Annotated in this window: 15 protein-coding genes and 1 tRNA gene; 6 read left to right on the forward strand and 10 right to left on the reverse strand. The window is 50.0% G+C overall.

What is annotated here, in order from left to right:
- Positions 1 to 13 precede the first annotated feature (13 nt).
- A complete protein-coding gene (locus J0X00_RS04390; RefSeq protein ID WP_282476420.1) occupies positions 14 to 1624 on the reverse strand; it encodes a VRR-NUC domain-containing protein in 1611 nt (536 codons plus the stop codon).
- A 383-nt stretch (positions 1625 to 2007) separates the two neighbouring features.
- Here J0X00_RS04390 and J0X00_RS04395 point away from each other — a divergent pair.
- The 4 genes from J0X00_RS04395 (at position 2008) to J0X00_RS04410 (ending at position 6444) form a co-directional block, all read left to right on the forward strand.
- A tRNA-Gly gene (locus J0X00_RS04395) sits at positions 2008 to 2082 on the forward strand.
- Between the two features lie 759 nt (positions 2083 to 2841).
- Complete coding sequence (locus J0X00_RS04400) at positions 2842 to 3387, forward strand: sugar dehydrogenase complex small subunit (protein ID WP_282476421.1); 546 nt, start codon at positions 2842 to 2844, stop codon at positions 3385 to 3387.
- A gap of 19 nt (positions 3388 to 3406) precedes the next feature.
- Positions 3407 to 5035, forward strand: coding sequence for a GMC family oxidoreductase (locus J0X00_RS04405; protein ID WP_282476422.1), 1629 nt, complete (start codon positions 3407 to 3409; stop codon positions 5033 to 5035).
- Positions 5036 to 5037: 2 nt separating this feature from the next.
- Complete coding sequence (locus tag J0X00_RS04410) at positions 5038 to 6444, forward strand: cytochrome c (RefSeq protein WP_282476423.1); 1407 nt, start codon at positions 5038 to 5040, stop codon at positions 6442 to 6444.
- 483 nt (positions 6445 to 6927) lie between these two features.
- Here J0X00_RS04410 and J0X00_RS04415 read toward each other — a convergent pair whose 3' ends face one another.
- Together J0X00_RS04415 and cobD are read right to left on the reverse strand one after the other, a co-directional pair.
- The gene (locus J0X00_RS04415; protein ID WP_282476424.1) at positions 6928 to 7794 is read right to left on the reverse strand and encodes a GHMP kinase; all 867 of its coding nucleotides are present in this window, start codon (positions 7792 to 7794) and stop codon (positions 6928 to 6930) included.
- Positions 7787 to 8866 (reverse strand): threonine-phosphate decarboxylase CobD, encoded by a 1080-nt coding sequence (cobD, locus tag J0X00_RS04420; RefSeq protein ID WP_282476425.1) that lies wholly within the window; start codon positions 8864 to 8866, stop codon positions 7787 to 7789. The genes J0X00_RS04415 and cobD overlap by 8 nt, the downstream gene beginning before the upstream one ends.
- A gap of 320 nt (positions 8867 to 9186) precedes the next feature.
- Between cobD and J0X00_RS04425 the strand changes: the two genes are divergently transcribed.
- Together J0X00_RS04425 and cbiB are read left to right on the forward strand one after the other, a co-directional pair.
- Positions 9187 to 10569: a cobyrinate a,c-diamide synthase gene (locus tag J0X00_RS04425; protein ID WP_282476426.1), complete on the forward strand. Its 1383-nt coding sequence runs from the start codon at positions 9187 to 9189 to the stop codon at positions 10567 to 10569.
- Entirely contained in the window at positions 10566 to 11516 is a 951-nt protein-coding gene (cbiB, locus tag J0X00_RS04430) for an adenosylcobinamide-phosphate synthase CbiB (RefSeq protein ID WP_282476427.1), read from the forward strand. Before J0X00_RS04425 ends, cbiB begins: the two co-directional genes overlap by 4 nt.
- Before the next feature lie 238 nt (positions 11517 to 11754).
- On the opposite strand, the gene J0X00_RS04435 is transcribed toward cbiB, so the two are convergent.
- The 7 genes from J0X00_RS04435 to J0X00_RS04465 form a co-directional block, all read right to left on the reverse strand.
- Positions 11755 to 12234, reverse strand: coding sequence for a peptide-methionine (S)-S-oxide reductase (locus J0X00_RS04435; RefSeq protein ID WP_282476428.1), 480 nt, complete (start codon positions 12232 to 12234; stop codon positions 11755 to 11757).
- Positions 12235 to 12462: 228 nt separating this feature from the next.
- Complete coding sequence (locus tag J0X00_RS04440; protein ID WP_282476429.1) at positions 12463 to 14259, reverse strand: ATP-binding cassette domain-containing protein; 1797 nt, start codon at positions 14257 to 14259, stop codon at positions 12463 to 12465.
- Complete coding sequence (locus J0X00_RS04445; RefSeq protein WP_282476430.1) at positions 14256 to 15995, reverse strand: ABC transporter transmembrane domain-containing protein; 1740 nt, start codon at positions 15993 to 15995, stop codon at positions 14256 to 14258. The genes J0X00_RS04440 and J0X00_RS04445 overlap by 4 nt, the downstream gene beginning before the upstream one ends.
- A 343-nt stretch (positions 15996 to 16338) precedes the next feature.
- Positions 16339 to 17745: a nucleobase:cation symporter-2 family protein gene (locus J0X00_RS04450; RefSeq protein WP_136485845.1), complete on the reverse strand. Its 1407-nt coding sequence runs from the start codon at positions 17743 to 17745 to the stop codon at positions 16339 to 16341.
- A gap of 441 nt (positions 17746 to 18186) precedes the next feature.
- A complete protein-coding gene (gene puuE, locus J0X00_RS04455) occupies positions 18187 to 19116 on the reverse strand; it encodes an allantoinase PuuE (protein WP_282476431.1) in 930 nt (309 codons plus the stop codon).
- Positions 19117 to 19137: 21 nt separating this feature from the next.
- Positions 19138 to 19869, reverse strand: coding sequence for an aspartate/glutamate racemase family protein (locus J0X00_RS04460; RefSeq protein ID WP_282476432.1), 732 nt, complete (start codon positions 19867 to 19869; stop codon positions 19138 to 19140).
- 3 nt (positions 19870 to 19872) lie between these two features.
- Complete coding sequence (locus J0X00_RS04465) at positions 19873 to 20544, reverse strand: GntR family transcriptional regulator (protein ID WP_282476433.1); 672 nt, start codon at positions 20542 to 20544, stop codon at positions 19873 to 19875.
- Positions 20545 to 20735: the final 191 nt, after the last annotated feature.

The raw sequence follows: 20735 nt of genomic DNA on the forward strand, positions 1-20735 counted from the left end.
TTTTTTTCTGCATTTAGTGATTTACGTAGCAGACAGAAAACGGCACTTTGAGTTGCTCAAACCGGGCCATCCAGCGCCATTGATTGTCCTGCAATTTGTCGCCCGGGCCTTTCACTTCAATCCATTCAAACTGACCTTCTTTAAAGGCAATCAAGTCGGGCATGCCATTGCGATAGAGTTTTAAATCACTGAGCATTATCTCGAATAATCCGGCCAGGATGTCAGGTTCAATACACTGATCAGTAAGTTCAAACAAGGTCTTATCCCATCCGGCCCAAAACACAAATGGGTTAGCCAGCGAGAATTTAGTTTGCCAAAGCGCCCACAATGGCATGACGCCTTCATTACGCAGGCGGGTGATGGCCTGTTCTATCCAGAATTTACGTTTGCTGACAAAATCGCTGTGATAGAGATCGAGCGGGCGATATTGATAACGGTTGATGAAAGCGCCCTCTACAGGAGCAAATATCGCGTCCCAGAACGTGAGGCCAAACAGCGTATTCAGAAACTGGTTCTCCAGATAATAAACCTGATAACCTTCACTCTCTAATTGTTGCTTGACCGCTAATTCGACCCGTTGCTGTGTCAGGTCGAGTTGTAACTGGCGGGTAGGGTAGACAGGTTTACTTTCCCGCGCCACTTTATGGCCTTCGAGGCGCAGCAGGCGTTTGTGCAGTTTTAGAGCGATTTCGTATTCAGAGTAATTGAGCGGTTGTGCAAACATGGTTTCAACAACGTCGCGCATTGGCTGCGTTTGCTCAAGTTTTTCATAGATACGAGCCTGACGCTCACGTGATGGAATCACTTCGGTTTGCTGGTAAATGGCGAGTGCTTTATCCAGACATTGCTGACGTTCATAGTCGCGTGCGATCTGGTTTAACTGGTGCTGTCTGCGCCGCTCGATATAAGCATGTATACCAGGTTGAGGAAGTTGCGATAACAGCTTGTCTAACATCGTTTCATCGGGCTTGGGGTGTGCATCGTAATGTGCCTGGATACGGCGCAATACGAACAGGTGGTCTACCTGCTGACGGGTTTGAAAGAAGCAACGTTCTTTACTCAGCGGATAACTCTCAAAGTTGTTTAAACCCAGGTCATCGAGGACAAATTGCGCGAAGGTTTGTCGTGTATTGGCGAAAAACAAGATCAACAACAGCTCAATAATGTCACTCTGATTGAGATGGATAATGTCAAAGTTCAGTTCTGGTACATTTTCGATCGGCGCTACCTTCAAGGCTTCGATAAGCTGCGGCTTGCGTAATGATCTGCCCAGCTGTGGATAGAGCGTCACAATGTCCGCTTTAGTGAGGAGCTCCCGGGCGACCACCACGGCATCTAGCTCAGGATTGAGGCTGATAAAACCTGCCCGGGCAAGTTCATTCAGTGCATTTGCCTGGTGACTTATTTCTGCATAGTTGAGCTTATCGCTGCGAAACCACTGCCCCTTTCGAGATAGCAGGCGAACCAGCATGCACTGTGCGTCGTGGCTCAGACGGTGAAAGTCGTGACACCATTCAAGCTCTGCCGGTCGCAGTAAGTCCGCATACCACTCCAGCGCATGTGAGAGCAGCTTATGGAAGTTAGTCAGATAGTAATCGTCAGGCAGAACAGGTAAAGGTTGCATAATCAGTCAGGCAGTCAATGGGTAAATCTAGAGTAGCCCTATTTGTTAGCGATGAAAATATCTGGGGAAGCAGGAAGCAGGAAGCCGGAAGGGTATGCAGATGAAATATTAGGGTGACGATGAGCGAACACGTTTGTCTTCAGCGTTACGGAACCGCTCTCTGGAGTGGCAAAGAAAAGTGGCGACTCATCTGTATAGCGGTGATTAAGTTCTAAACCGGTAACTAAGCTTTAAATCAGTAATCTTAGAAAAACTGTGCGGTACGTCTAAAAGCTAACCAATTGATGTTTAATTGATTATTAACTATGCAAACAGTCTGGATTTGATAAAAAACGGTTTTCTTTTTCCATGGTTGTGGCATAGTAACTCCATCACTTCGATGCGCGGGCATCGTATAATGGCTATTACCTCAGCCTTCCAAGCTGATGATGCGGGTTCGATTCCCGCTGCCCGCTCCAAGCTTTTCCTTCTGTAATAAATTCCTGACTATTTTAAATAAAGCGCTTAATGGCGTGTTTTTGCGTTTGTCTTCCCCCGACTGACAAGTGGTCAAGCATCGTATAATCATATTATGCGCAGTAACAGGTTTAGATATCGCTATCCATCGGTAAGTTTGCCATCCAATTCCGCTGCACGTCATCTGTTTGATAAATTTATTGAAATAATGGGTATAAATCCATATGTTATATTTATATAAAATCTTCTTGCATCAAAATTTTACTCTGATTTTTAGAATGAAATATATGGATATTTTAGATAATTCTATTATTCTGTGTTTTTTTAGTATAATTAAAATAATTTTAATTTATTAATAGAATATACACCGCTATTTGGCTGCCTTATCTAAAGTAGCGAATATCCGTCAGTATTGCATAGTAAGTGGATGTCTCTTTAAGTCTATGCAGCCTTATAGGCAAGGAGTGACACTGATTGAACCCACGCTACTCTGCTTGTGATTCAAATAGCGATTTTATATTTTAATAATATCGTCATGGAATATACTTATTGCTATTAATCTATAATTTATTTGTATATGTTGTTGTGGTGTTTGCTTACGTAAATTTCAATAGTTACTATTAATAAATATCTCTATTGATTTTGATGTCTCACCAGATAGAATACGCCCCTGATATTCATTATTATTGACAGGATAATAATGAATGCTTTTCTCGCATCCTATTTTTATATCGTGCCAAGTAAACATTCAGGGAAATAACATGTTTCACTCCGACGATCTTTCCAAAGGGAAGGTCCAGTTCTCACGCCGGAAAGTCTTGCTTTCTGGTGCGGTGATTATTGCTGGTGGTGTTGTCACCTCCGCACTACCATCATTTGTGATGGCAGAGTCTAAGCCATCCAAAAGTTTTTCTCCTTTTATGCAGATTTCTCGCTTGTTGGTGAATCATCAACTTGATGAAGCTGTAGGGCAGCGTATGCTGGCTGTCCTGGAAAGCGAAGAGCAGGGGATATTGGAGAATATCTATCAGTTAATCGCAATTGCCCGCTCACGTAATGCTTCAATCGTAGAAGACTTCTTCCCTGCGATCCCGCAAGGCGAGTTACAGGATCTGGCTTACAAAATCATTTTTGGTTGGTATACCGGTAGCCTCACTCCGACGCGCACTGCCAAAACCTTCGCTTTCGAGCAGGCGCTCACCTGGCAAACCACGCTGGATGTGATCACGATTCCGTCTTACGGTATCAGTGGTCCGAACAACTGGCAGCGTGTAAACACTCCAATCCTTCCCGTACCTCAATTCTGAATCTGACAAGAAGAAATTTATGACAGCCCCAAATCAGTCTCCTGTAGTGATCGTCGGTACCGGCGTCGTCGGCGTGGTGATCGCAGAGCAACTGCTGGATGCCGGTGTACCAGTCCTTATGATTGAAGCCGGTCCGCGTGTGTCGCGCGCGGAGATCGTAGAGAACTATCGCAACCTGCCGCTGGCCTCCAAAGGTACGGCGATTGAATGTTATCCCTCGCGTGAGTGGGCGCCTCACCCGGAGCCAACTGGCCCTGGGCAGGACTACCTGCAACTGAGTGGTAAAGATGCCTATGCGCAAAGTTACGTGCGTTATGCCGGTGGTTCGACCTGGCACTGGGCCGGCACATGCTGGCGTATGACGCCGGATGATTTGCGCCTGCACAGCCTGTATGGCGTCGGCCGCGACTGGGCGTTCGATTACGACACGCTCGAACCTTACTATGTGCGCGCTGAGTATAAACTGGGGATCTGTGGACCGGATGATCCGGCGCTGCAATGGCCAGCGAAGCGCTCCAAGCCTTACCCGATGCCAGCGCTGCCATTTGGTCCCGGTGAAGAGCGTTTTACGTCAGTCGTGCGTGAAAAGCTCGGTCTGCATAACATCCCGACAGCTCAGGCGCGTAACAGCGGCACTTCTTATGATGACCGTCCGGCATGTTGTGCCAACAACAACTGCGTACCGGTCTGTCCGGTAGGTGCTAAATATGATGGTGCGACTGCGTTATCCCGTCTCGAAGCGAAAGGTGCGACGATTCTGTACAACTCGGTGGTGTGGCGCATTGAAACCAATGCCAAAAACAACATCGAAGCGGTGCATTACTATGACCAGCATAAGCAAACTCATCGGGTAAACGGTAATCTGTTTATCATTGCCTGTAACGGGCTGGAAACACCGAAGCTGCTGTTGATGTCGACCGATGCCCGTAACCCGAACGGCATTGCTAACAGCTCGGATCAGGTTGGCCGCAATATGATGGACCACCCGCAAATCACCATGACGGTGACACTTGACGAGCCTTACTGGGCAGGTGTCGGCCCTGTGGTTAACAGCGGCATCATGGAAACCTCGCAAGGGGACTTCCGATCGCAACACGCCGGTGCTTACTTCCGCTTTAATAACTTTGCCCGCAACCGTTTTGTCACCTTCGGTGCGTTGCAGAAAGGCTTAGTCGGTAAAGCGCTGGATGAAGAAATTCGTCGTATGACCGCCTGTACCGCCAATATCGTTATGGCGCATGAGATGTTGCCTGAAGCCAACAACCGCCTGACGCTATCGGATAAAAAAGACTGGCTTGGCCTGCCGAAACCGTCGGTAAATTACGATGTGGGTGACTATGTACGTCGTTCGTTCAACGAGTACTCGAAGCCGATTGCGGACAATATTGCAGAAGCGATGGGTGCCATTGATAAAACTTTCTCCAAGCAGTTTAATCCGAGTAAACACATTATGGGTGGCACGATTATGGGCCGTGATCCTGCGGCTTCGGTGGTGGATGAGGTCTGCCGTTCTCACGATCACCGCAACCTGTTCCTGCCTGGCGGTGGCGCGATGCCAAGCACCGCCTGTGGTAACAGTACCATTACCATGGTTGCGCTGGCATTCAAAGCCGCTGAAGCCATCGTCAAACAGGCGCAGGAGGCGTAATCATGCTCAAACTCAAATCAGGCGTTTTAGCACTTATGCTGGCGTTGGGCTGCGGCTCGGTTTATGCCGCTACTGATGTTGCTGCTCATGGTGCCGCTGACGATGCTCTGATCCAAAAAGGTCAGTATCTGGCGGTTGCGTCCGACTGCACCGCTTGTCACACGGCACATGGCGGACAGCCTTTTGCCGGTGGCAAAGTGATTTCATCGCCAGTGGGCGACATCATCGCGACGAATATCACGCCGTCGAACAAGGATGGGATTGGCAGCTACAGTGAACAGCAGTTTGCTGATGCTTTGCGTAAAGGCGTACGTGCCGACGGTGCCCAGTTGTATCCGGCAATGCCTTACACCGCTTATGCTACGTTGACTGACGAGGATATCCACGCCTTGTATACGTACTTTATGTCGGGTGTGCAAGCAGTGGATGAGCCGACGGCTGAAACCGAGTTGCCATTCCCGCTAAATATCCGCACGTCAATGATGGTCTGGAATGCATTGTTCCTTAAAGAGCCAGGCTATGAGGCGGATGCTTCACAAAGTGCGAGCTGGAACCGTGGCCGTTACCTGGTCGAAGGCGCTGCACACTGCAGTACCTGTCATACACCCCGCGGTTTCCTGATGCAGGAACAAACCGATGCCGCTATGACCGGAGCTCAGGTCGGCCCTTGGTTTGCACCGAATATCACCGCCGATCCGGTCAGCGGAATTGGTGAGTGGTCTCAGCAGGAACTGAAGACGTATCTGCGTACAGGTCGTTTAGAAGGTAAAGCGCAGGCAGCAGGCAGCATGGCTGAAGCGATTACCCATAGCTTCCGCTACTTGTCTGATGAGGATTTAAGTGCGATCGCTGAGTATATGGGCAGCATAGCGGATAATACTCAGGTGCCCTCTGGACCTTCGCGTTTTAATCATGGTAAACAGGGTCACAACCTGACTGCTATCCGTGGTGTTGGTTTTGAAGAGCCAGTCAGTGATGAAGGAGCAAGGTTGTATTCAGGCAACTGTTCTTCTTGCCATGGCAGCAGCGCGCAAGGGACTAAAGATGGTTTCTACCCAAGCCTGTTCCATAACAGCGCCACCGCAGAGCATAACCCATCTAATCTGATCGCCACGATTTTATATGGTGTTGAACGTGAAACTGCCGAGGGCGATGTGTTTATGCCACCTTTCGGCGCACAGCCAAACGCGCTTAATCATCTTGATGATCAGCAGGTTGCCAAATTATCAAACTGGATCCTGCAGCAGTACGGCAATCAAGAAGTGACCGTGTCACCAGAGCGGGTCGCTGAAATCCGCCGTGGCGGCCCGACGTCTCCGCTGGTATTACTGGCGCAACTCGGTGTGGCGGCTGGTGTGCTGGTGCTGCTGGCTCTGGTCGGCTGGTTGATCTGGCGGCGCAAGCGCTAAGCACTGAACCGGACATGATAAATCGGTAGCATTAAGCCTGCTGTGTTTAATAAAAAAGGCCAGATTGGTTATGACCAGTCTGGCCTTTTTACTTTCATTTATGCTCTCAAAAGCAGAACGTTTGCTGGGTTGTGCGATTTATATATACGAACAATAAGATATTTGTTCGAAAAAATGTCTGTTTGATAACTAACTTAATCGATGCAAAGCAAGTTTTAATTTTATTTGAAGCCCAAAATGGGCTATGTGCGTGTTTTGGGCAAGATAAGTAGACGCTAATTCAGAGGCAAACTTTGAAATTTAGTAATGATCTAACAGTGTTAGGTTGGTCAACGTTATTGAAATAAACACATCAGTCTAGAACAGGCCACTTTCTAAAGCGTCTCAGGAACTGGTTAATGTCATTTTGCAGATCGTCGGAGAAAATCGCAGTTTACTGCCGCGATCAGACTAAAATTTGCGAAGAAAATACAGGTTAGGCTGTTATCCGCCAATTCCCCCGGCGATCACCTGGCAAAGGTAATTGCAGGTGTAGGTCTGGCTGATTTGAGTCGCGTTGATGTCTGCTGTTACGGCTTTGATATCGTGTTTTGTACGGTCAAACAGCAAACCGGCCACTGTGCCGCTGTGGGCGAGATTGATGCCGTATAAACCGTGTTTTTCAACTAACTGCAGAAGCTGATTGAAATGGGGCTTCATCACAATATGTTGGCTTTCTATCGCGCTGGTGGTCGCGGCGTGGCCAAGCTGATAGAGATCCTGCGAGTGCAGTGCTTGTGCAAACTGCACGACGGAGTGTTGTAGCTGAGCGCCGGAGCGTTGCAGCTGGTTCTGGCGCGCGATTCGGTGATAGCTGGCGGTACACAACTGATGTGTGCTTTCCAGCACCAGAACATCAAGATTGTTTACCGTATCGAACTGTTCAGTCACGGCTCCGCGGTGATGATCAAACAGGGTGAAGCGGCTGAACATGGTGCTGTCGCTGGGCTCGATTTGCACGCACAGCGCGGCCAGTTCGGATTCGGATATGGCTTGGCGATAATGACGATAGGTGGCGGCGATGGTGGCGGCAATATCCGCCGTACTGCTTGCCATGCCTTTAGCGACAGGAATGGTGGAGTCGAATTCGATTTTAAGGCCATCACTCTCACTGGCCGGAATATCAAGAGATTGCAGGGCGAGCTCAAGCGCTTGTCTCATCCGCGGGCGCTGACGGCTGCTGGCGGCATTGCCTTGAGTGACGCTCACGGTACTAAACCAGTCAATTGGGCAGGAAATCAGTTTTTCGCTGCCACCAATCCAGCCTTGAATAAATTCACCGCACGACGCCGGGCAACGGGCTTCAGCCATGGGATAATACCTTCTGCAGCGCGTGAATCAGACGCTGGTTATCCGCATGGGATTTAATTGCAACGCGATAAAAAGCATCACTCAGGCCAATATAGTTGGCGCAACTGCGAATCAGAATGCCGTGGCGCATCAGGTCGTGCTGCAGTGACGAAGTAGGGTTTAGATGTTTGAAAAACAGGTAGTTGGCACTGGGCGCAAACAGTTGCAGCGGCTTAAACCGGGCCAGTTCCGTTTGCAGGTATTTCTGCTCTTGTGCCAGCCATTGATAGGTAGCCTGGCAATAGGTGTCATCTTCAAACAAGATCTCGCCAGCCAGAGCAGCCAAAGCGTTTATGGTCCACGGTTCACGTTCGTCCCTGATTTCAGCCAGCAAAGTTTGATCGGCAGAAAGCAGATAGCCAAGCCGCAGGCCTGGCAGCGCATAAAATTTGGTTAGCGAGCGCAGCACGTACAGGTGCGGATTATCTGCCAGACACTGGCTCAGGCTTGGTTGATTTGGCATGAAATCAATAAACGACTCGTCAACGAACAGGCGTATATTGAGCTGCCGGCAGCGGTCAACAATCGCGCTTAATAACTCACGATCGGGCATCAGCCCGGTCGGATTATTCGGCGTGCAAATGAACAGGCAGTCCAGTTCGCCGTGCAGCGCATCCAGCACGCGCTCAGTGACGGCAAAACCGTCCTCTTCACGTAAGACATAATTGTCGATCGCACAGCCAACCCGGCTCAGGGCGCGGCGATATTCGGCGAAGCTGGGTTCAATCAGCAGCGCTGTTTTAGGCTTGACGTATTGGGCCCAGAGAAAGATCAGTTCGGTCGCACCGTTACCGGGTAGCACCCAGGGAGCAGGGCAGTCATGGTGGGTTGCGAGTGACTGGTGTAGCTTGAGGTATTCGATGTCCGGATAATGCTGCAGGCAATCCAACTGGCTGACAATCGCGTCACGAACCTGCGGCGGTATACCGAGCGGATTGATATTTGCGCTAAAATCAATCACCTTCGTCGGGTCGAGATCAAATTGTTCTGCCATTTGCAGTACGTTACCACCATGTTGTCCACTTTTCGCCATACTTACCTTCAATCTTTATCTTATCCGTTGTCATGGATGTGGAGCTGTACCGGATAGCACAACCGGGATTCCACCAACGGCTCAATCCTGAGCGGCGTAGCGTACAACTGCCACTGGCGGAAGAAAAGAATTTATCGGCTTAAAGCGTGATATAGCGGACCAGAGATGAACAATGGTATTGATGTGATGCAGTTTCGCCCGCGGTACAGTATTTAAGATTGAACTCGTTACCTGAACTCTGTAGTTTAGCCACTTTCTGATGGCTTTATCGCTGATACGACAAGGCGTTAGCGGACAAGTAATGATCCTGGAACATAATTATGACAGCAATTTTAATTGCCGGAACCAACAGCGGCAGCGGCAAAACAACCACCACACTCGGTATCCTCAAAGCGTTATGTCTGCGCGGACTGAAAGTCCAGCCGTTTAAGGTCGGACCCGATTACATTGATACTGCGTGGCACAGTAAAGTGGTGGGAACGCAATCTCACAACCTGGATGAATTTATGCTGCCGCCGCGCGAATTGCGGGCTCTGTATCAGCAGCAAACGGTGGATAAAGACATTGCTGTTATCGAAGGTGTTATGGGCTTTTATGATGGCTTTGGCACTGATCCTTATTACTGCAGCAGTGCCGGTATGGCGCGTACTCTGGGCTGTCCGGTAATCCTGGTGCTGGACGGCAAAGCTATGTCGACTTCGGCTGCGGCGATTGTCAAAGGCTTTGAGTCGTTTGCTGAGGACATCAATATTGCTGGCGTCATCTTTAACCAGGTCAATACCGAAAACCACTACCAATTGCTGAAAAATGCGGTGGAGACTTATTGTAATGTGCGTGTATTGGGCCGTTTGCCGAAACTGGCGGAAGTCGAACTGCCTTCACGTCACCTTGGCCTGGTCACGGTACACGAATCACCGGACATGACGGAGATGTGGCACCGGCTGGCAGCGGCGGTGGAAGAGTACATCGACATGGATGCGTTGCTGGAAGTGGCGCAAACCGCGGCCACAGCGCAGTCGGATGAGGCGGGCACAGAGCCCGGTGTGCTGGCTAGTGTGGCAGGGATTGGTACGGGGCTGACTATCGCTATTGCGCGCGATCAGGCGTTCAACTTCTATTATCAATCCAATTTGGATCTGCTGGCACAAACCGGGGCCACGCTGTGTTATTTCAGCCCGATGCATGATGCGCAATTGCCTGAGTGCGACATGGTTTATCTGGGCGGCGGGTATCCGGAGTTGTATGCCGAAACGCTGGCTGCCAACGTGTCGATGCGTGAATCTATTTTACGTGCCCATCAGGCCAACGTGGCCATTTATGCCGAATGTGGCGGCCTGATGTATCTGGGCAGCAGCTTACGTGACAAAGAAGACAACGTGCACGCGATGGCTGGCGTACTGGATGGTCACAGCCATATGACGGCGAGGTTGCAGCGCTTCGGGTACTGCTGCGCTGCGGCGAAAACGGATACTTTACTATGTAAAGCCGGGCAGGAGTTACGCGGTCACGAGTTTCATTACTCCGACTTTGAATCGGACTTGCCAACAGCGTTTGTACTGAGTAAACGTCGCGAGGGTGAAATCTTATCTGAATGGCATGGCGGCTATCAGCAAGGCAATACATTAGCCATGTATTTGCATCTGCATTTTGCCCAGTCGCCCGATATTCTCAAACAGTGGATCGCGCGGGGTCGCAAGCAATGATTTCGCTGGCGGTCTGTATTGGCGCCTTTGTTCTGGATGTGCTGCTGGGCGATCCTGTCAACTGGCCGCATCCCATCCGCTGGATTGGCAACACCATCAGTCGCAGTGAGAAAATGCTGCGGCGTTGGTTTACCAGCCCGGCGCAACTCTATATAGCGGGTGGACTGCTGTGGATTATGGTGGTCGGAGCCAGTGCTGCGGTCACCTGGTTCGCCATCTGGGCAGCGTTTCAAATTCACTGGTTAGCGGGCAGCGCGCTGCAATTGTGGCTGGCGTTTACGGTATTAGCTGGCAAGTGTTTGCAGGACTGCGCACTGGATGTGCTCGAACCGTTACGGCGCGGTGATATCGCTGAAGCAAGAATAAAGCTTTCTTATATTGTGGGGCGTGATACGCGTTCGCTGGATAACGAACAAATGACCCGGGCCACAGTAGAAACCGTCGCGGAAAATACGGTAGACGGTATTATCGCACCGCTGTTTTACCTGTTTATCGGCGGCGTACCGCTGGCAATGGCTTACAAAGCAGTGAATACGCTGGATTCCATGGTCGGGTATAGAAATGAGCGTTATCGTGAATTGGGCTGCGTGTCGGCCCGGATTGACGATGTGGCCAATTTCATTCCGGCCCGACTAACCTGGCTGTTGTTCAGCGCTGCGGCCTGGTTACAGAAACAGGATTATAAAGCGGCGTTTGTCATTGGCTGGCGTGACCGTTATCAACATAAAAGCCCGAACTGCGCCTGGTCGGAAGCAACGGTTGCCGGTGCGCTCGGTATTCGTCTTGGTGGCCCGAATCAATATTTTGGTGAATGGGTCACTAAACCTTGGATAGGTGATGCCAAACGGGCCATTGAAGCTGAGGATATTGTACGGTCAATTCGTTTGATGAAAGCAGCGGCCTGGATTGCTTTGGTGCTGTTCAGCGCGTGTTATCTGCTGTGGTGATTTTTGCCAGTCAATAGACCTTTCATACGCTCGGTATGTGTGCAGAGAGGACTGTTTTCCGCGAACAGAAAACGGCAAAAAAAACGCCAGTGAAAACTGGCGTGTACCGAATATAGTGGTGTGGAAAAGGACATGGACCTTTAATGGAGTATGCGTAAACAAGACGAATGCTTAAGCGGTTTCCAATTTATCCTTGCTCTCTTACACAAATGTTACTGATTTAATAAGCTTTTATTGCTTAATCCGCTTTTCGGTATTTATGCAGCAGATCGAGCGGAATATGGCAGTAGTCACCAGGATGCAAGGTGAGACGATCCTGATGTTCCTCATCGCTCTTGACGAAGTTGGTCAGTGGCAGAATTTCAACCATAATCTTATCGGCATCCTCCCGTGCGGCGATGAACTCTGCCGCCTGCTCTAAATGCTGCGGATTGACACTGTATACGCCGGTACGATACTTTTCACCGACATCGATACCTTGTTTATTGACACTATAAGGGTCAATGATTTCAAAGAAATAGCCCATCAGCTGCGTGACTGATACTTGGGACGGGTCGAATTGGGTGCGCACGCACTCTGAATAACCGTCATACTCGCCGGCAGTATCGCTGGCGGCGCCGTTCGCACGACCGGCTTCGGTATGAATGACGCCCGGCAGGTGACGAATAAATTCCTGCACGCCCCACAGACAGCCGCCTGCGAAATAAATTTCTTCCATTGTTTAGATACACTGAGTCATGGATTTGGTCGACAGACTGTATCAAAAACTGGCACGGCCGCAATGGGGACAGCCCTTGAATGCGGTATTATTGTACAGGCAAGGGCTTGCTGAGGGAGTTGCGGCTGACCGAGCCTCTGAGGGTTGCGAGTGACTTGCTTTTACAGTGTAAAGCCGGGACATTTGTTCGTTGCCGCTGTTCGGTTTTGCCGGTCATCCATACATCATTCAGCCAGGGCAAGTCGCTTGTTCGGCCTGTGCCACACGCTGTTCCTGTTGCTGTAACTGGTACATCGCACGGTAACGGCCGTGTTCAATCTGCATCAGTTGCTGATGATTACCTTGCTCTATCAGGTGACCTTTATCCAGCACCATGATGCTGTCGGCGTGATGAATGGTAGACAGACGGTGCGCGACCACAATCATGCTGACCTGTCCGCGCAGTTCATTGAGCGCTCTTTGTACTACTTGCTCGGTTTCACTGTCGATGTTGGCTGTCGCTTCATCCAGCAGCAGGATTTTCGGCGAGCCGGCCAGAGCGCGGGCGATGATCAGCTGCTGACGCTGACCGGTGGAGAGTCTTAATCCGCCCTCACCGAGCTGAGTTTGGTAACCATCCTGCATTTCAATGATTACATCATGTAAGTGAGCTTGTTGTGCCGCGCGCTCGACGGCCTGCTGAGACAGACCGCGACCCATATCAATGTTATCGAACATAGTCGTCGCCAGCACGAACGGTTCTTGCGGAATGAAGCCGATACCCTGGCGCAACGCGTGCTGGTGATACTCTTCCAGCTCGTGGCCGTCAATCCGAATCGAACCTGATTGTGGCTGATAAAAGCTGAGCAGCAAATTGAGCAATGTCGATTTACCGCTGCCGGTATGGCCGACAATGGCATAAAACTCGCCCGATTTAATCGTGAAGTTTACATCATGCAGCACAGGTTTATCCTGCTGATAACTGAACACCAGTTGGTCTACACTCAGGTCACCTTTTGGTATTGCATCAAGATGGGCCTGTTGATGAGCGTGTGGCGGTTGCTGCAGCAATTCATAGACCCGATCACCTGCGACAATGGCTTGCTGATAGAGGCTGAAACGTTGGGTAATTTCCACCAGTGGTTCGGTAAAACGGCCAAGATAGTTGAGATAGGCGTACAGGACGCCGACTTCAGCCACACCTTCTACGACTTTGAGCCCAAAGAACCACACCACGCCGCCGAGGATCAGAATGCTCAGCAGGTTGATCGCCGGACGCAACAGCAGTGAGCCGACGGTGACCGTTTTCAGACGAGTGGTGTAATACGCATTATTGATGGCATGAAACTGCTGATATTTCGCCCCTTGCTGGTTGGTGGACTGAATCACCGCCATACCGCTGATGGACTCGTTCATATTGGCGTTGATGTCCGAGCGCAGCTGACGGCTGTCGGTCACCGCTTTCACACTAAACTTCTGATACAAGTAAATTAGAGTCACAACGGCCGGTATCAGCGTCAGGGCGACCAGCATCAGGTCAACGTCCAGAATCGCCATCGCGGTCAGGATGCCGAGCAGCATGATTAAGTTACCGAGAATGCTCGACAGAAACTGCACATAGATATCTTTGATCGATTCGGTGTCATTGGTGATCCGGCTGACCAGTTGGCCGGTGCGGGCATAGTCAAAAAACGCTACCGGCAGGGTCAGCACATGTTTGAACAGACGTTTGCGAATATCGAGTACCGCATTGAGGGCAATATCGAGAAAACGCAGCGTCTGTTTGTATTTCAGATAGGTGCTGGCCAGAACCGAGAAAATAAACAGGGCAATGACGCCAGCCACAGGTCCGGTAGGATAGTGGTTAGGCATAACAAATTCATCGATGAAGACTTTACTCAGCATCGGGCCGAGTACGTCGAAAGCCGTAGCGAGTACCACCAGAAGTAAAGTTTTGATAAACAGTGTTTTTTCTGCAAAAACATAACTCATCAGCATACGCAGAGAGCCGGAACTGGTGACGGATTTTTTATGGTCTGTGCTCATTTCAGATCATTCTCCAGCGCTTGTTCCATCTGTTGATAGGCCGCCATCCGAGCGTACCAGCCATCCTGTTCAAGCAGGCTGTGATGATTGCCGTGTTCGACAATTTCGCCATGCGCCATAACGACAATTTGGTCAGCTTGCTCGATAGCAGAAAGGCGATGGCTGACGATGATTAACGTCTGCTCACGGCGCTGCTGCAAGTGCTCAATAATGACCTTTTCAGTCTTGATATCGACGGCTGACAGTGCATCATCCAGTACCAGAATCGGCGCGTTGCTGATCAGCGCGCGTGCGATGGACAAACGCTGACGCTGACCACCGGAAAGGGTGACACCGCGTTCGCCGACCAGAGTCTGGTAGCCGTCGGGAAATTGCAGAATATCATCGTGAATGGCGGCCAGGCGCGCGGCCTGATACACGTCTTCATCGCTGGCGTCAGAGCGGCCAATACGAATATTCTCCAGGATGCTCATACTGAACAGGAAAGCATCCTGAGGGACGTAAGCATAGAGGCTGCGCAATTGGGTGAGGGGAATTGAATGAATCGCTGTGTGTCCGACTGCCAGTCTTCCCTCACCTGCTTCCCAGTAGCGCATCAGCAACTGTAACAGGGTTGATTTGCCTGACCCGGTCGAACCGGCAATGCCCAGTACCTGATTCTCCTTCACTTGCAGACAGATATTGTGCAGTGCAGGCTGAGTCGTATCCGGATATTGAAAGGTCATCTGATCGACGTGAATATCATATCCTGCGGCATCCTGCTTGCCCTGATCGCTGATGGAATCAGGCAGATTAAGTAACGCTTCCAGTCGGCCGACGGCGGCGTAACCACGTTGTAGAATATTCATCAGCCATCCAAAGGCGTACATCGGCCAAATCAGCTCGGACAGATAAAGGGTAAAGCTGGTCAACTGACCCACGCTGAGACGTTCCTGACTGATTTGCCAGCCGCCGACCAACAGCGCAATTAACAGTGCAGAGCCGAGGCTGAGCTGAATAATCGGATCAAACAGGGCTTCAGAGCGCTGCACTTTATAGGTCGTTTGTGCGGCCTGCTCGGCAATACTGGCGAATTTATCGTTCTCGATAGATTCGCGTCCCATGGATTTGATCATCCGGATGCCGGAAACCGACTGCTGTGCCTGATCGTTCAGGGTTGAGAATGAATCGAGAGTCTGCTTGAACTGATGGTGGATCCGATTCGACAAGCGGTAAAAACCGTAACCCATAAAGGGAAACGGAATAATGGCCAGGATAGCCAGTTGCCAGTCAATGAAGACAAACATCATGATTAGCACCAGGATGAAAGTCATCAGACCGTCGAACCCTGAAAGTATCCCTTCACCGGCGGCCATTTCAACCGCATCAATATCATTGGTAGCTCTTGCCATCAGATCGCCGGTGGAATGCAGGTTGTAAAAAGCTTGTCCCTGGCGCAGTAAACGCTGGTAAAAACGCTCGCGCAAAATATTACCAAGCTGATAAGACGTACCAAACAGCATACGACGCCAGCCATAGCGCAGCAGGTAGACCAGGATACTGACGCCAAGCAAAGCGAACAGGTAGAATTCTGTTTGTGAAAAATCTCTGGTTGCCAATAGTTTGTCTATTGCGTTGCCGATAAACCATGGAATGGCCATATTGAGAACGGCCACGATAAAGAGCATCAGCAAGGCAATAGAGTAAGTAAACTTATGCTGGCGGAAAAACCAGCTTAACTGTCTGAATAACTTCATGAAATACTGACCGGATAAGACATAGAAACGGATTAAATATGGCGGTCACCGAGTGATAACCAGCCGCAAAAGCGCAACAGGGCTGAGCGGTACTCAGACAGGGCTCAATGGGAGTGTGGCCGACCTGGCGGTTTATCCTGAACCCTGCTGATGATAATGCATCAAAGCGAATAATAGCAAAAAAGGCACACCCTGGTTGTGACGGAATCTGAAGAAGGAAAATGTTCGGTTACAAGCGAAGTGAGCGCTGATATCAAATCAGCGCAGATAGGAAACAAAGGATGCCCGAGGTCATCCTTTGTTTGTTGCGGCAGGGGAAGCATAAGCACGAGTCTTACTGTGTTTATGCAATGCTTTGTTTTTCCCGATGAGGCGTGCTGACTGTCGCCGCTGGATGTTGATTGGCGGTTGTCTGATCTTTGCCCTCCGGCAGCACCAGTGTCATGATGATGGCTGCAATACCACTGGTCGTGACGGGTGAACCAAACACGCTTTGCAGTAGTTTTGGCATCTCTTGCATCACTTCCGGAACCAGCATAACGCCGAGGCCAATACCAAAAGAGACGGCCAGAATCATCAGGTTACGACGATCCAGATGCTCGTTGGCAATGATTTTGATACCAGCTGCGGCCACAGTACCAAACATCACCAGAGTCGCACCGCCAATCACAGGTTTAGGAATGGTGGTCAGGATCCCGCCGATGATAGGAAACAATCCCAGCACGCACAGAATCAGCGCCACAAAGTAGCCGACATGTCGGCTGGCAATGCCCGTCAGGTGAATCACACTGTTGTTCTGGCTGAAAGTGGTATTAGGAAAAGTGTTGAACACGGCAGCAATCATAGAGTTCACTCCATCACCAAGGATCCCGGATTTAATCCGGTTCAGATACTTAGGCCCGGAAAGAGGCAGCTTGGTAATGATGCAGTTTGCGGTGATGTCTCCGGTTGATTCAATCGCGGTAATAGCGTAAATCACCGCGATTGGCAAAAAGGCGTACCAGTCAAAGTCAAACCCATATTTGAATGGCACCGGAATGCTCACCAGTGGTTGGTTAAACGCATTCTCTATATGCACCATACCCATACCGGCCGCGACGATGTAGCCCACTACCATACCAATCAGAATTGATGACAGACGTACCATCAGGTTGCGGGAGCGGTTCAGGGCAATAATGGTCACGAGGACGACAGCGCCCAACGCCAGGTTGTGCCACTGAGCAAAGTCGGGAGCTTTAACGCCACCGGCTAAGTCCGTCATACCGACTTTAATCAATGAGATACCAATCGTTGTGACGACAATACCGGTGACGATTGGGGTGATGATTTTGCCTAGTTTGCCAATAAACTGCGAGAGAATAATTTCGATGAAGGCACCAACAAAACAGACCCCAAAAATCATGGCAAGAATATCTTCAGGACCGCCGCCATTAGACTTGGCGATGAATCCGGCAGCCAGTACTGAGCTGAGAAACGCAAAGCTGGTTCCCTGCACACACACCATACCGGCACCGATAGGCCCGATGCGACGTGCCTGAATAAAGGTACCGATACCGGATACAATCAATGCCATGCTGATCAGATAAGGCACATGGTCTCCTAATCCGAGCACACCGCCAATGATCAGCGTTGGCGTGATGATGCCAACGAAACTGGCGAGCACGTGTTGCAGTCCCGCATAGAACGCAGCCCCCGGTGCTGGCTTGTCGTCCAAGCCATAAACGAGGTCATGGTTGTGTGGTTGAGACATACTGACTTCCTTGTATACATTATTGTTAACATTCTGATACAGACAATAGAGCAAACAGTGTGCCACTAATTTCCTGACTAAATAGTCAAGTTATTTCATTGGGTTATGAAACTACGCCTGAAAAATTAAAGCGTACGCTGTCCCCTGATGGTGCAAAAAGGTTAACTTTGGTGCATAGGCAAACCAGGACATATCGGCGTGCGAAAACGGATGTTGGCTTGAGAGACGGTGTTTTTTGTTAGGAAAGGCGCTTTTTTCTGAGGTGTTGTGTCTGACAATGCAGCGAGGCAACTTTGCTTGTTGCGCGGCGAACCATAAAAAAAGCCGCCGGGCTAGAAGGAATCCCGACGGCTTGTAACTAGTCAGTTCAATCAGTGGCAAATATGCTGTTAATCAGTCACTGTTTTGCGGCGTTGCTGCTGGCTTAATTGTGCCAGCCGCCTATTTTGGTGGATGATGTTCAATCCAGTGGCGGGCAATCTGCTCGCGAGTTGTGATCCAGACGCCTTCGTGCGATTGCACGTAATCAAGGAACTTTTTCAGTGCCATAAAGCGGCTTGGTTTACCTATGATGCGACAGTGCAGGCCGATATTCATCATTTTCGGCTTGTCCTGACCTTCTTCATACAGGCAGTCAAAGTTCTCTTTCAGGTACTGGAAGAATTCTTCACCGTGGCTGAAGCCGTAAGGTGAGGCAAAACGCATGTCATTGGTATCCAGTGTGTATGGGATCACCAGATGAGGGCGCTGTTGCCCCGGATTTTTCACATCGTTAACCGGCATCCAGAAAGGCAGGTCGTCACCGTAGTAATCGGAGTCGTACAGCAGACCGTCTTGCTCGGCAACCAGCTCACGGGTATTGGGAGAATCGCGGCCGGTATACCAGCCAATCGGGCGTTTACCGGTTAAGTTCTCGATAATATCCAGTGCTTCTACCATATGGGCACGCTCTTGCTCTGGTGACATATCCTGATAATGGATCCATTTCAGGCCGTGACAGGCAATTTCATGACCTTGTTCGATGATCGCTTTGGTGACTTCATGGTTACGCTGTAACGCGGTCGCAACGCCAAATACGGTGAGCGGTAGGTCACGTTTGTTAAATTCGTTCAGAATACGCCAGACACCCACTCGTGAACCATATTCATACAGGGATTCCATACTCATATGACGGGTCGGATACGGTGCAGCGCCGGCAATTTCCGACAAAAAGGTTTCAGCGTGCTCATCGCCGTGCAGAACACAGTTTTCACCGCCTTCTTCATAGTTCATCACAAATTGCAGGGCGATTTTCGCGCCGCCCGGCCATTTTGCATCCGGAACGTTGTGACGTCCGTAGCCAATGTAATCGCGTGGATTTGAGACTTCCATATCGGGTTCCTTAAAACAGAATTAACGGCTCCAGTGTTGATAACGGCCGTGGAATGCTTTACCAAACGGGGTCGCGTACTGGCCGCTTTTGGATGTAGTCAGGTTCAGGGCGTGCAGAGATTCAGCCAGTTTAACCGCCGCCACAACGCCATCAATGACCGGCACCTGCAGCTCGAAAGAAATTTCATTGGCCAGATCCGACATACCGGCACAACCGAGCACAATCGCTTCAGCGCCATCTTGTTCGATAGCGGCGCGGCATTCATCAACCAGTTGTTTGTATACGTCGGCTTGAATGTGTTCCAGATCCAGTACTGCAATATCGGTTGCACGTACGCCGGTGCACAGATGGTGGTAGCCGTAACGGTGTAACAGGTGATGAGCGGCAGGCAGGGTGCGGGACATAGTTGTTACCACGCCAAATTTATGCGAAACCAGGCTGGCCAGCTGGAATGCTGCACCCGCAATACCAATCACAGGCGCTTTGGCCAGTTCGCGCGCCGCATCGATGGCCGGATCACCAAAACAAGCCACGATATGCGCATTAACACCTTCCGCTTCACCTTGGGCAATCACATCCAGCATGGCGGCTGCTGCGATGGTTTCATCCACCGCACACTCAATACTTTCCGGGCCATGAGCAGGCGATCGGGCAATAATCTCTGTATCAGGTAAGCAGATAGTTTGGGCTGACACGGCAATTTTGTCAGTCATACCCTGGCAGGTATTTGGGTTTATTAACTGAATTTTCATCCATTAATCCATTTGGGCAAAAAGTGAATTGAAATCGATTTGCGCTTCTTGTTTTCCTGTCAGTGAAATCGACTGCTTAATATGTTGCAGGTGATGGCGCATCCATTGCTGGGCTTGCGCGACTTTGCGTTGATCGAGCAGATCAATCAGTTCGATGTGATCACCACAGTCACAGCTCACACTCTCCCGGGTACCGTAGGCAGCGATAACTAAAGAGGAGCGGTAGCAGAGTTGTTCTATAAATTCTGCCAGCACCCGATTGTTACCGATTCGGGCCAGTTCATAGTGGAATTGGGCGGTCAACTGAATGGAACGGGTCAGGTTATTGTCGCGTTCAGCCTGCTTTTCCTGAGCAACGATGTCACGAAAACGCTTAGACACTTTAAGGTTCCAGTTTTCGCTGACGTCTTGCATTAATAATGGTTCAAGGAGAATACGGCTATCGAGTACTTCCTCTGCTTCCTGGCGGCTGGGACGATTCACTTGCGCGCCTTTATTGGGCTGAATCACCACGAAACGTTCCAGTGCGAGGCGCTGAAGTACTTTACGAATGCCGGTGCGGCTGACGCCAAACACTTCTGAAAGTTTATCTTCAGGTAACCTTTCACCAGGCGGAAGTTGATGTTCAACGATGGCTTTAAGCATCTTTTGATAAATTTTTTCGTCGTTAGACATGAGCATTCTCTAAATAGTTGTATACAACTTACGGCTGCAATATGTATACCATGTTAATCGAATGAAGCAAGTTATAAACCGCGGGGCTTGGTGATTTTATTCACCAAAATCACCGCAAACTGTGCACTATCTTGTTGCGCCATGAACTATGATGGTGCGCCACCTAGTAAGTTCTCACCGGCTTAATGAGG

Source organism: Vibrio sp. ABG19, from assembly GCF_029962385.1.
Lineage (GTDB): Bacteria > Pseudomonadota > Gammaproteobacteria > Enterobacterales > Vibrionaceae > Vibrio > Vibrio ostreae.

Coding starts and splice junctions, on each gene's coding strand:
- J0X00_RS04425 (WP_282476426.1), top strand. CDS start 9,187: ATGACAGCAATTTTAATTGCCGGAACCAACAGCGGCAGCGGCAAAACA.
- cobD (WP_282476425.1), bottom strand. CDS start 8,866: ATGGCGAAAAGTGGACAACATGGTGGTAACGTACTGCAAATGGCAGAA.
- J0X00_RS04400 (WP_282476421.1), top strand. CDS start 2,842: ATGTTTCACTCCGACGATCTTTCCAAAGGGAAGGTCCAGTTCTCACGC.
- cbiB (WP_282476427.1), top strand. CDS start 10,566: ATGATTTCGCTGGCGGTCTGTATTGGCGCCTTTGTTCTGGATGTGCTG.
- puuE (WP_282476431.1), bottom strand. CDS start 19,116: ATGGAAGTCTCAAATCCACGCGATTACATTGGCTACGGACGTCACAAC.
- J0X00_RS04405 (WP_282476422.1), top strand. CDS start 3,407: ATGACAGCCCCAAATCAGTCTCCTGTAGTGATCGTCGGTACCGGCGTC.
- J0X00_RS04435 (WP_282476428.1), bottom strand. CDS start 12,234: ATGGAAGAAATTTATTTCGCAGGCGGCTGTCTGTGGGGCGTGCAGGAA.
- J0X00_RS04460 (WP_282476432.1), bottom strand. CDS start 19,869: ATGAAAATTCAGTTAATAAACCCAAATACCTGCCAGGGTATGACTGAC.
- J0X00_RS04415 (WP_282476424.1), bottom strand. CDS start 7,794: ATGGCTGAAGCCCGTTGCCCGGCGTCGTGCGGTGAATTTATTCAAGGC.
- J0X00_RS04440 (WP_282476429.1), bottom strand. CDS start 14,259: ATGAGCACAGACCATAAAAAATCCGTCACCAGTTCCGGCTCTCTGCGT.
- J0X00_RS04410 (WP_282476423.1), top strand. CDS start 5,038: ATGCTCAAACTCAAATCAGGCGTTTTAGCACTTATGCTGGCGTTGGGC.
- J0X00_RS04445 (WP_282476430.1), bottom strand. CDS start 15,995: ATGAAGTTATTCAGACAGTTAAGCTGGTTTTTCCGCCAGCATAAGTTT.
- J0X00_RS04390 (WP_282476420.1), bottom strand. CDS start 1,624: ATGCAACCTTTACCTGTTCTGCCTGACGATTACTATCTGACTAACTTC.
- J0X00_RS04465 (WP_282476433.1), bottom strand. CDS start 20,544: ATGTCTAACGACGAAAAAATTTATCAAAAGATGCTTAAAGCCATCGTT.
- J0X00_RS04450 (WP_136485845.1), bottom strand. CDS start 17,745: ATGTCTCAACCACACAACCATGACCTCGTTTATGGCTTGGACGACAAG.